The sequence below is a fragment of the Arthrobacter sp. BL-252-APC-1A genome (genome assembly GCF_009696625.1).
Classification (GTDB): domain Bacteria; phylum Actinomycetota; class Actinomycetes; order Actinomycetales; family Micrococcaceae; genus Arthrobacter_B.
In genome coordinates this window covers 199,340-210,988 of record NZ_VULS01000006.1, presented here as the reverse complement: position 1 = coordinate 210,988, position 11,649 = coordinate 199,340, and the positions used below count along the sequence as shown (strand labels likewise).

Sequence of the window (11,649 nt, the reverse complement as noted above, 5' to 3'; positions counted from 1 at the left end):
AACAACAGGCACATCCGGCCTACTCAGAAAAACCATTCCCAACCGGAAACTTTCTTTTCTTTTCGCACCGCTGTGGTGTTTTACCAGCATATTCCATCCAGGCCGTTTTAGCAATTCGGTGAATTCCGAAGAATTCCCACCAAACCGGCTATAAAAGCCCTTCCGGGTCCACGCCAAAGCATCCGGATTTACCCGGTGGATTGGAGTGGGTTTTCGTTTCCGTTCCGGCCTCAACGGCTCGGCGGCAACTCACTCAACTTTACACATCCGGTGAGCCCTGCGCAACTCGGCAGGTCTGTGATCTCCTGCACGGGTTTGCGGGCCCCGATGCTGCGCTTCTAACGGGTTCCGGCGAGCCGGCCCGCGTATTGGCGCATTTCTATTCTAGGGAACACTGTCCGTCCCAGTGCAAGCTGGGAACGCGTGGGGGTGCTCACACCCGCAGGGCGTTACCCACGGACCCGGAGATACTCCAGTTGGGCAGCTACGGAAAGCTCCGCCGCGCCCCGCACGGATGCAGGAACGTCCGCATAGACAGCGTCCGTGACCTGCTCAACGGTGGCGTCCTCCCCCAGCAGGGAAAGCACGCCGCGGATCTGGGCCAGGCGCTCATCGCGGTGGTCCCGGTAGGTAAGGACCACTGATTCGAGGTTCTCCAGGTCCGGACCGTGGGCGGGCAGGACCGTGGCCGGTCCCAGCCGGCCCAGCTTCTCAAGGCTGGCCATGAAGTCCTGCAGTGTCCCGTCCGGGTAATCCAGCACGGTGGTCCCCCGCCCCAGAATGGTGTCCCCCGTCAGGACCGACCCGCTGGAACCGTCCGCCCGGAGCACGAAGCAGACTGAATCCGAGGTGTGCCCCGGAGTCGCGAGCACCTGGATCTCCACACCGCCGGCCGCGATGACCTCGCCGTCCTGCAGCGGCTCACCGCCAAAGCAGAACGCCGGATCTGCCGCACGCACCGGAGCGCCGGTCAGCTGATGGAAGCGTTTGGCGCCCTCGGTGTGGTCGGGATGGCGGTGCGTAATCAGCACCAGTTCCACATCCCCCGCCGCAGCAAGTCCGGCAAGGTGTTCCTCATCCGCCGGCCCGGGGTCCACGATCACGCAGGGACCGCCCGCTTCGGCAGCAAGGATGTAGCTCTTGGTGCCGTCCAGGCTCATCGGGCCGGGGTTGTCGGCCAGCCGGTACCGTGCCAGCGGAGTACTGCGGACCACTTGGCCCGGCACCGGCTGCGCCGATTCATTCATGCTTTCTCCTACGCCAGACGGGTGAGCCAGCCGCGGGTATCCTCCACGGCGCCGGTCTGGATGCCCAGCAGCTCACGCCGGATGGACATGGTCACTTCGCCTGCGGCGGCTTCCGGGGACCCAATGGTCTCGGTCTCGGACTTCAGTTCGCCAACGGGGGTGATGACAGCGGCGGTACCGCAGGCAAAGACCTCGGTGATGTCGCCGGAGGCAACGCCGTCGCGCCATTCATCCAGCGTGATCTTGCGTTCTTCAACCTTGAGGCCGCGGTCCCGGCCCAGTTCGAGTACGGAATTGCGGGTGACGCCGCGCAGAATGGTTCCGGTGAGCGCCGGGGTGACCAGCCGGCCGTCCTTGAAGACAAAGAAGACGTTCATCCCGCCGAGTTCTTCAATGGCGTTGTCATTGAACTCGTCCAGGAACAGCACCTGCTGGCAGCCGTTGGCTTCGCCTTCCATCTGCGCAATCAGGGACGCTGCGTAGTTGCCGCCGCACTTTGCTTCGCCGGTGCCGCCCCGGCCTGCGCGGGCGTAGTTGGTGGAGAGCCAGATGGATACCGGCTTCAGTTCTCCGCCGAAGTAGTTGCCTGCCGGAGAGGCGATGACGCGGTAGGAAACCTCACGGGCAGGCCGCACACCCAGGAACGCCTCGGTGGCGATCATAAAGGGACGCAGATACAGGGACTCACCGTCGCCGGAAGGAACCCAGTCCCGGTCCACCGCGACAAGCCGGCGCAGCGATTCAAGGAAGAGTTCTTCGGGCAGCTCGGGCAGCGCGAGGCGGCGTGCCGAGGCGTTCAGGCGTGCGGAGTTGGCTTCGGGACGGAAAGTCCAGATGGACCCGTCTTCATGCCGGTACGCCTTGAGTCCTTCGAAGATTTCCTGGCCGTAGTGCAGTACGGCCGCTGCGGGATCCATGGCGATGGGACCGTACGGCTCAATCCGTGCGTTTTCCCAAGTGCCCTCGCCTGCTTCCGAGACCCGGTAGTCAATGACGGCGGTGTGGTCCGTGAAGTGGTTTCCAAAGCCCGGGTCAGCCAGGATCGCGGCGCGTTCCTGCTCTGACTTCGGCTGGGCGGATAGCTTCTGGGTGAACTCCAGAGCGCTGACAGACATTATTCCTCCACGGTGAACGGCGCGGCCGTCGTTCGTCTTCCTATTGATCGGGTACCTGTTGAGCTTATGACACAGCTGCGGCGATCGCATCGCCGATTTCTGCGGTGGTGCGCGTGTTTCCTGTCCGGGCTGCGACGTCGGCTTCCACTGCGCGCTCTACCCGGGCTGCTTCTTCGGTGAAGCCGAGGTGTGCCAGCAGCAGCGCTGCGGAGAGGATGGCGGCTGTGGGATCGGCCTTCTGCTGCCCGGCGATGTCCGGTGCGGAGCCGTGCACCGGCTCAAACATGGACGGGAAGGTTCCCTCCATGTTGATGTTGCCGGAGGCTGCCAGCCCGATTCCGCCGGTGATAGCTGCAGCCAGGTCGGTAATGATGTCTCCGAACAAGTTGTCGGTCACGATCACGTCGAAGCGTGAGGGGTCCGTGGTCAGGAAGATCGTGGCGGCGTCGACATGCAGGTAGTCGACTTCCACCTCGGGGAAGTCAGCGGCAACCGCTTCCACGGTCCGCTTCCACAAGCTGCCGGCGTAAACCAGGACGTTGTGTTTGTGGACGAGGGTCAGCTTCCGGCGCGGCCGTTCGCTGGCGCGGCGGAACGCATCGCGCACCACGCGTTCGACGCCGTGCGCAGTGTTCAGCGAAACCTCGGTGGCGATTTCATGCGGGGTCCCGGTCCGCAGTGAGCCGCCGTTGCCGACGTAGGGGCCTTCGGTTCCTTCCCGGACCACGATGAAATCGATATCACCGGGATTGGCGAGGGGGCTCGCGACGCCGGGGTACAGCTTGGACGGGCGCAGGTTGACGAAGTGGTCCAGGCTGAAGCGCAGCTTCAGCAGCATCTCGCGCTCGATCAGGCCGGACGGCATCTTCGTGTCACCCGGAGCGGCGCCAACGGCACCGAAAAGAATCGCGTCATGTTGCTTCAGGGACTCAAGCGTTTCATCCGGGAGCGTCTCCCCGGTGCGAAGCCAGTGCTCGGCACCGAGCTGGTACTCGGTGAGGTCGAACTTCGCCGTACCCGACGCGGTTACCGCCTTCAGTACTTTGACGGCTTCCGCCGTGACCTCGGGACCGATTCCATCCCCGGGAATGACGGCCAGGGAAATAACCTTCGACGCTTCTTCGCTCATGGTCCAATTCTAGGAAGAGTGTCCAGATAGCGGTCAACACGTATCACATATTGAGACGCACGACGGCGGAGCTCCAGTAACGAGCCGCCCTCACCTGCACTGGGCGGAGGCACTGCCGGGACCGCAGCACATACAGCCCGGAGTTCAGACCAGGGCATGACGCGCGGATGCAGGAACGGCCCTAAAGTTGTTGTCCATGCTGCTGCACCAACGCCTTTATGCCTGGACCCAGGCCAACCCGTTCAAGGTTGATCTGGCCGGCGCCCTGCTGGCAATCCTGTTTTTCGCGTTTCCGTTCCTGCTGATGGGCGTCGGTGAAGGACTGATCGAGTTCTTCCTCTCTCTGGCAATCTGCCTGCCGCTGGCGTGGCGGCGCACCCGGCCGGTTCCGGCGGCCGCAGTGATGGCCGCGGCCTGCCTGATCCAGCTCCCCTTGGTTCCGGAGACAGGGCTGCCGGCAGACGTCTTGGTCCTGGTGATGGTGCATGCACTGGCTGCATACGCTCCGCGCTGGGCGAGCCTCGCCGGACTCGCACTTGCCCTGATCGGCGGCGTACTGCTGGTGCTCCAGTACCTGGTACGCCAGTCCATGTACATGTCCGGCGTCGGGGTGGTCACCAGCCCAACCAGGGGAATGGTCATTCTCTGGTTCATAGCACTCGTCGCCGTGGAGGCCGTGGTCCTTGTCTGCTGGACCTTCGGTGACCTGGCCCGCACCCGCCGCCTGGCCATGGAGTCGCTGCGCGACCGGGCCCGCCGCCTCGAAGTCGAACGGCAGCAGGAACGGGACCTGGCAGCGGCAGACGAGCGCACCCATATTGCCCGCGAAATGCACGACATCGTGGCGCACTCGCTTTCAGTGATCATTACGCAGGCCGACGGCGCCAGGTATGCGAGCGCCCAGGACCCGGAAATCGCGACGGCTACGCTCGGCACTATCGCCGAGACGGGCCGGGGCTCGCTGCGGGAGATGCGGCGGCTGCTCGGCGTCCTGCGCGGCGACGACGGCGCCTCCACCCGTCCGCTGCCTTCGCTCGCGGACATCGGTGATTTGGTGGAGGGGGTCAAGCGCGCGGGACTGGATGTTCAGGTGCTTACCGCCGGCGCCATGCGCCGGGCCCTGCCGGCCGGAGCGGAGCTGACGGCCTACCGCGTGGTGCAGGAGGCCCTCACGAACGTGCTCAAGCATGCCGGCCCCCTGGCGCGTGCCAGGGTGGAACTGGCGTGGACAGCACGCGGGCTCGGCATCACGGTGACTGACGACGGGCGCGGTGCCGGCGCTGACCCGGCGCTCAACGCAGGCACACCCAGCGACGGTGCCGCCCGGACTCCCGGCGCGGGCCAGGGCATCATCGGCATGAAGGAACGCGTGGCGCTCTACGATGGAACGTTGGAAGCCGCTCCCTCCACCGGCGGAGGATTCCGCGTCAACGCATTCATTCCCTACACGGAGGCCTAACAGGCATGACCACCCCCTCCCCCGGTGCTCCCGGGGAGACTGATACTTCCGCACCCATCCGGGTGGCGCTGGTTGATGACCAGCAGCTGGTCCGCGGCGGGTTCAAGATGCTGATCAATTCCCAGCCGGACCTCACGGTGACCGCTGAGGCCGGCAATGGCGCCGAAGCCGTGCGCGTGCTCTCCCAGACACCCGCCGACGTCGTCCTGATGGATGTCCGAATGCCGGGCATGGACGGCATTGAAGCTACCGCCAGGATCCTGGAGCAGGCAGGCTCCCGGGAGGCGGAGGTCAAGGTGGTGGTGCTGACAACCTTCGACCTTGACGAATACGCACTGTCCGCCATCCGGGCCGGAGCCAGCGGCTTCCTGCTCAAGGACGCCCCGCCCGAGGAACTGCTCGAGGCGATCCGCACCGTGTACCGCGGTGATGCGGTGATCGCACCGTCGACCACCCGCCGGCTGCTGGACCACGTGGCGCCCATGCTTCGCGAGCCGACCCCCGAGGTGAGCCGGCACGCAGCGAGCGTTGAAACCCTCACGCCCCGCGAGCGCGAAGTCTTCACCCTTATCGCCGGCGGGCTCTCCAACCCGGAGATCGCAGCGAAGCTCTTCCTGTCCGAAGCAACGGTCAAGACCCATGTGGGGCACATCCTGGCCAAGCTCGGCGCACGCGACCGGGTGCAGGCTGTTGTCATCGCCTACGAGACGGGTATCGTCACCCCGTAAAACCGGAGGTGTCCCTTGGCTTCTGCAGACGACGTCCGTACTTTCTGCCTTTCCCTGCCGGGAGTAACTGAACGGACCAGCTGGAACCAGCCTGCCTGGTTCGCCCGCAGCCTGATGGCCAGGATGTGGGAAGACGGGGTGCTCACCGTCAAGACCGAGGAACGCGAAGGGCTCGCCGGCACGGATCCGGAGACCTATTTCTGGACGCCCCACCACAACCGGTCGCCGCAGCTGGTCCTGGCCCGGCTGGCCCGCCTGGACAGGGCAGAGCTTGAGGAACTGCTGCTCGAGTCTTACCGGATAGCCGGCCCGGTTCCACCCACGGGATGAGACGCGGCCCGGGATAACCCGCCCCTGACCCGATGCGGCGGGCTTGGTGCCGCGGATAGCGTTGAAGGCATGACAACCCTTACTGAGCACCACGCTGTGCCCGGCCCCGGCAGCTCCACCGCTGCCGCCGCCGCACAGGCCCTTAACAAGACCTACGGAAAAGGCGACACCGCCGTCCATGCGCTCCGCGACGTCGACGTCCGGTTCGAGTCCGGAACCTTCACCGCGATCATGGGTCCGTCCGGCTCGGGCAAGTCCACACTGATGCACTGCCTGGCCGGCCTGGATACCGCTGACTCCGGCAACATCTGGATCGGCGGAACCGAAATCACCTCGCTCAAGGACGCTGACATCACCCGCCTGCGCCGCGACAGCGTCGGTTTCGTATTCCAGTCCTTCAACCTGGTTCCCACGCTGACCGCCGAGCAGAACATCACCCTCCCGGTTTCCCTGGCCAACGGCAAGGTTGATACCGAATGGCTCGCAGAGATCACCCGCACCCTTGGCCTCGAAGGCCGGCTCAAGCACCGCCCCCACGAACTCTCCGGCGGCCAGCAGCAGCGCGTCGCCGTCGCCCGCGCCCTCCTGACCCGTCCGCACGTCATCTTCGGCGACGAGCCCACCGGCAACCTCGACTCCCGCTCGGGCGCCGAAGTGCTTTCACTGCTGCGCCGCTCCTCCCGGGAAATGGGCCAGAGCATCATCATGGTCACCCACGATCCGGTGGCTGCCTCCTACGCGGACCGCGTTGTGCTGATGAACGACGGCGCGCTGGTGGGCGAGCTCTCCAACCCCACCCCGGAGAGCGTCCTGGCTGCCCTGACGAAGCTGGGGGCATAGCAGTGCTGCAGGTAGCCCTGGCGCAGGTGCGCCTAAACGCCCGCCGCTTCATCGCCGTCGGCGTTGCGGTGATGATCGCCGTCGGTTTCCTCACCGCCACCTTGATCATCAATGCCTCGTCCAAGGCTTCCCTGACACAGAGTGTGGGACAAAGCTTCCGCAACGCGGACCTGGTGCTTTCGGCCGGTTACGATGACGACGCCGAGTCCTGGGCCATCCTCGACGAAGAGACTGCTGACGTCGCCCGCAGCATGGACGGCGTGGAAGACACCTACACAGTGCTCGCCGCCTCCGTGGCGGTTCGGGACGGCCGCGGAAGCTCATACGCTGTCCTGGCCAATCTCCCGGCCAACGATTCCCTGCTCCCGGTGGATGTGGTGAAGGGCAACCTTCCGGCAACTGCCGGCGAGGTTGCCATCGACGAACAGACCGCCGAGCGCCGGGGAATAACCGTCGGGTCACTGCTGCCCGTGGTATCGGCGGAGGACTTGGAGGGTGCTGAAACCCCCCTCACCGTGACTGCCCTGGTTGAAGCCTCTTCGGATCCCCGCTCGATGGGCACCGCCCAGCTCTACGCAACCGAAGAGACCACCGCGCCCTTCACCAGTATGGAATTCGGCTTTGGATCCATCCAGCTCGCACTGGCAGAGGGCGCGTCTGTAACAGCCGTCCAGGCTGCCCTGACGCAGGCACTCAGCGATGCAGGCATCAAGGCCGTGACGGTACGCACTGTGGAGGAAGAGACCACCGAGCTCATGGCCGGCTTCACCGGCGGGCAGGACAGCCTGACTGTCATCCTTCTCGCTTTCGCGGCCGTCGCACTCCTGGTCTGCGCCCTCGTAGTCTCGAACACCTTCTCCGTGCTGGTGGCCCAGCGCACCCGGGAGCTCGCTCTGCTGCGGTGCATCGGAGCAGGCCGGTCACAGATCCGGCGTTCCGTGCTTGTCGAGGCCCTGCTGGTGGGGATCGTGTCCTCCATCGTCGGCGTGCTGGCGGCAGTGGGCCTGGTGGGCGGAATCGTGGCGTACCTTCAGACCCTCCCGGAAAGCGGCTTCGCGACCATGGACGTCCCGCCGCTGGCCGTTGCGGCCGGTATGGCGGCAGGGGTGGTCCTCACTGTCCTCGCCGCACTGGTGCCGGCTCGTGCGGCGACTGCCGTCGCGCCGCTCGCAGCCCTTCGCCCCGCCGAGGATGTACGCGCCGGCACACGCAAGGGCCGCGTCCGGCTTATCGCCGGCCTGGTGCTGACTGCCGGCGGTGCCGCCCTGCTGGGCTACGGCGCCTACGACGGGGACCTGCTCATCGCCCTCCCGGGCGGAATCCTCAGCTTCGTCGGCATCCTGATGTGCTCCACGCTCTTTATCCCGCCACTGGTCCGTGCCGTGGGCTTCCTGGCTTCCCCGCTGGGTGTTCCGGGCAAACTGGCTGCGGTAAATGCGGTGCGAAACCCGCAGCGGACGTCGGCCACATCATCTGCCCTGCTCATTGGCGTGACCCTTGTGGTCATGATGATGACGGGCGCCGCCACCGCCCGGAGTGCCTTCAACGACACCCTCGCCGGTGAGTTCCCGGTGGACGTCACCGTCCGCGGAGCCATTCCAGTCGAATCTCCGTTCACGGCGAAAGATGCCGTGGCAGCGGCAGCCGTTGAAAATGTGGACCGTGCCGCCTTCCTTCCGGTCGCCGGACTGATTGACAGGAACGGAGAAGAAGTTCCGGTCTATGCCCTGGACTCTGCTGATAGCCCGGTCCTGCAGGACGCTTCCATGGTTCCCGCAGCCGGCACCATCACCATGCCGCAGGGAGCCAAGGAGGAGACCCTCACCGTGCGCGGTGCCGGAGGAGACGTGGAACTGAAGGTTGTGACTTCCGAGAGCCGCTCCTTCTCCCCCCTGGTTACCACTGAAACCGCGCAGCTGCTCGGCGGTGTACCGGAGGAGCAGACGCCGGAACAGTTCCGGGCCCAGCCGCTTCTGTGGATCGCCATTGCCGACGGCCTGAACACCTCGGCGATCATGGAGCTCCAGTCGGCCCTGTCCGAGGCACTGAATGTGCAGGATTACCAGATCGCCGGTGCCGTCATTGAACGCGCAGCGTTTGAACAGGTGATCGATGTGCTGCTGATGGTGGTCACCGGACTGCTGGGGGTCGCCGTCGTGATTGCACTGGTGGGCGTGGCGAACACCCTCTCCCTCTCCGTTCTGGAACGGACCCGGGAATCCTCCCTGCTGCGGGCCCTGGGCCTGACCAAGGGCCAGCTGCGCGGCATGCTGGCGCTGGAAGCGGTGCTGATCGCCGGAGTGGCTGCCCTCATCGGGCTCGGGCTAGGAGCGGTGTACGGCTGGCTCGGAGCCCAGTCGGCACTTGGTGCCTTCGCGGATGTGGTCCCGGCCCTGCCCTGGGCCCAGCTGGGCGGAGTGCTCGCGGTGGCCCTGGTGGCAGGGCTCGGAGCCTCGCTGCTTCCGGCCCGCCGGGCAGCGCGCCTCTCCCCCGTCGCAGGACTCGCCGCAGACTAAGCGCGGCGTGCACAAAGCGCGGGGCGGGCATTCAGGGGATGCCCGCCTCGCGCTTTTTGCGTCTGATCTGCAAAGATACAAAGCATACTGATAACCGTGGTGCGGTTTTCCTCCGCGCCGGGAGCAGAGAAGGAGCCCCGCAATGCCGCAGACAGAACCCGGCCGAACACCCCGGCACGAGTCACTGGCCGCCTACCTGGATGACCACCTCCTGGGAGCGGAAACCGGAGTGCGGCTGTTCAAGGCGGCACGCACAACGTGGGAGGGCACCAAGTATGAAAGCGTCTTCGCAGATCTCGTGCAGCAAATCTCCGACGAACGCGACGAACTGGAGACCCTGATCCTGGCGCTGGGCTACCAGCGCAGCCGGATCAAGAAAGGGCTGGCCTGGATCGGCGCGGTAGGCGGGCGTCTGGGTCCGATCAATCCGCTGAGCACGGGCAAAGGGACCACCGGCCAGCTGGAGCTGGAGACGCTCCAGTCCATTGTCCGTGCCAAGGAATGCCTTTACCGGACCCTGCTGGTGCTCTCGGCACACGACCACCGCTTCCATGCCCCGCGGATCCGCGAACTGCTGAAACTCGCGCAGGACCAGCAGGACGCCGTCGCGAAGGTCATGGAGGACACCGTTCCCTCCCGTTTCCTGGCTTAGCCCTGAGTTTCACCGAGATAGCAGAAACTGCACGTACCAGCGCTGGTACGTGCAGTTTCTGTTATCTGGATTGGGGTTACTCCGCAGGCTCCTCGTACTTCGGGAAGATCGGAGCCGGGGCGGGCAGCTCAGTGCCCGGAACCAGCGGAGTGCCCAGCGCTGCGAAGCTGCGGGCATCGCCGTCGGGCTGGCCGAGGACATCCAGCAGCTTGCCGGCACTGCCGGGCATCACCGGCTGGATGAGGATGGCCACGATCCGCAGCACTTCCAGCGTCACGTAGAGCACGGTGTTCATGCGTTCGACGTCGGTCTTCCGCAGCACCCACGGAGCCTGCTCCGCGAAGTAGGCGTTGGTATCCCCCAGGACCTTCCAGGTCGCTTCGAGCGCACCGTGGAAGTCCTGCACGTCGTAGGCCTGGCGGGACACCTGCAGCAGGTTCCCGGCGGCTTCGAGCAGCGCCTTGTCCTCGGCGGTGAACTCCCCCGGCTGCGGAACGGCGCCGCCGCAGTTCTTGGCCACCATGGACAGGGAACGCTGGGCAAGGTTGCCGAGGTTGTTGGACAGGTCTGCGTTCATGCGTCCCACGATTGCCTCGTGGCTGTAGGAGCCGTCCGCGCCGAAGGGGACCTCGCGCAGCAGGAAGAACCGCACGGCGTCGAGCCCGTACTGCTCCACCCAGTCCTTGGGGGCCACCACGTTGCCCAGCGACTTGGACATCTTGACGCCCTTGTTGTGCAGGAACCCGTGGATCATGATGCGCTTGGGCAGTTCCAGACCCGCGGACATCAGGAAGGCGGGCCAGAAGATGGCGTGGAAGCGGGAGATGTCCTTGCCGATGACGTGGACGTCAGCGGGCCAGTACTTCCGGAAGGTCTCCGAGTCGGTGTCGGGGAAACCGGCGCCGGTGAGGTAGTTGGTCAGCGCGTCGACCCAGACGTACATCACGTGGTCCGGGTTGCCGGGAACCGGAACGCCCCAGTCGAAGGTGGTGCGGGAGATGGAGAGGTCTTCCAGTCCGCCCTTGACGAAGCTGATCACCTCGTTGAAACGGGAGCGCGGTGCGGCGAAGTCCGGCTGCGCCTCGTACAGGGCCAGGAGCTTGTCCTGGTAGTTGGAGAGCCTGAAGAAGTAGCTCTCCTCCTCCGTCCAGGTCAGCTCGGTGTCGGTTTCCTTGGAGTAGCGGATGCCGTCTTCGCGCAGCTCGGTCTCGTCCTCGGTGTAGTACGCCTCGTCGCGGACGGAGTACCAGCCGGCGTACTTGGAGAGGTAGATGTCGCCGTTCTCTTCCATCCGCTTCCAGATGGCCTGGGCGGCGGCGTAGTGGTCGGCGTCGGTGGTCCGGATGAACCGGTCGTAGGAGGTTCCCAGATCATCATTCATCTGCCGGAATGCCGCGGAGTTCCGGTCCGCCAGTTCCTTGGCGCTGATGCCCTCCTTGTCCGCGGACTGCTGCATCTTCTGGCCGTGCTCGTCGGTGCCGGTCATGTAGAAGACGTCGTAGCCGTCCAGCCGCTTGAAGCGGGCCATCGCGTCAGTGGCGATCGTTTCCCAGGCATGGCCGATGTGCGGCACGCCGTTGGGATAAGAGATTGCGGTGGTGATGTAGAACGGGGTCTGGGAAGAAGTCACATT

General features: G+C 65.3%; 10 protein-coding genes. 6 read left to right on the top strand and 4 right to left on the bottom strand.

The features are described from left to right. Positions 1–449: 449 nt before the first annotated feature. From FYJ28_RS11365 to FYJ28_RS11355, 3 genes are all read right to left on the bottom strand, one after another. Positions 450–1,247, bottom strand: coding sequence for an MBL fold metallo-hydrolase (locus FYJ28_RS11365; RefSeq protein WP_154579338.1), 798 nt, complete (start codon positions 1,245–1,247; stop codon positions 450–452). Positions 1,248–1,255: 8 nt separating this feature from the next. Next, positions 1,256–2,362 (bottom strand): branched-chain amino acid aminotransferase, encoded by a 1,107-nt coding sequence (locus FYJ28_RS11360; RefSeq protein WP_055239699.1) that lies wholly within the window; start codon positions 2,360–2,362, stop codon positions 1,256–1,258. 64 nt (positions 2,363–2,426) lie between these two features. Further along, positions 2,427–3,491, bottom strand: a complete 1,065-nt coding sequence (locus tag FYJ28_RS11355) for a 3-isopropylmalate dehydrogenase (protein WP_154579337.1) — start codon at positions 3,489–3,491, stop codon at positions 2,427–2,429. Positions 3,492–3,687: 196 nt separating this feature from the next. Between FYJ28_RS11355 and FYJ28_RS11350 the strand changes: the two genes are divergently transcribed. From FYJ28_RS11350 to FYJ28_RS11325, 6 genes are all read left to right on the top strand, one after another. Beyond that, the gene (locus tag FYJ28_RS11350; protein ID WP_154579336.1) at positions 3,688–4,950 is read left to right on the top strand and encodes a sensor histidine kinase; all 1,263 of its coding nucleotides are present in this window, start codon (positions 3,688–3,690) and stop codon (positions 4,948–4,950) included. A 5-nt stretch (positions 4,951–4,955) separates the two neighbouring features. Next, complete coding sequence (locus tag FYJ28_RS11345) at positions 4,956–5,678, top strand: response regulator (protein WP_154579335.1); 723 nt, start codon at positions 4,956–4,958, stop codon at positions 5,676–5,678. A gap of 15 nt (positions 5,679–5,693) precedes the next feature. Continuing rightward, positions 5,694–6,008: an MmcQ/YjbR family DNA-binding protein gene (locus FYJ28_RS11340; protein WP_154579334.1), complete on the top strand. Its 315-nt coding sequence runs from the start codon at positions 5,694–5,696 to the stop codon at positions 6,006–6,008. A 69-nt stretch (positions 6,009–6,077) separates the two neighbouring features. Beyond that, positions 6,078–6,848, top strand: a complete 771-nt coding sequence (locus FYJ28_RS11335; protein WP_082413297.1) for an ABC transporter ATP-binding protein — start codon at positions 6,078–6,080, stop codon at positions 6,846–6,848. 2 nt (positions 6,849–6,850) lie between these two features. Beyond that, positions 6,851–9,364 (top strand): ABC transporter permease, encoded by a 2,514-nt coding sequence (locus FYJ28_RS11330; RefSeq protein WP_326831672.1) that lies wholly within the window; start codon positions 6,851–6,853, stop codon positions 9,362–9,364. Between the two features lie 142 nt (positions 9,365–9,506). Next, positions 9,507–10,016, top strand: coding sequence for a hypothetical protein (locus tag FYJ28_RS11325; protein ID WP_154579333.1), 510 nt, complete (start codon positions 9,507–9,509; stop codon positions 10,014–10,016). A gap of 76 nt (positions 10,017–10,092) precedes the next feature. Here the strand turns inward: FYJ28_RS11325 and metG are convergent, their stop codons facing one another. Next, positions 10,093–11,646, bottom strand: coding sequence for a methionine--tRNA ligase (metG, locus tag FYJ28_RS11320; RefSeq protein ID WP_326831671.1), 1,554 nt, complete (start codon positions 11,644–11,646; stop codon positions 10,093–10,095). Positions 11,647–11,649: the final 3 nt, after the last annotated feature.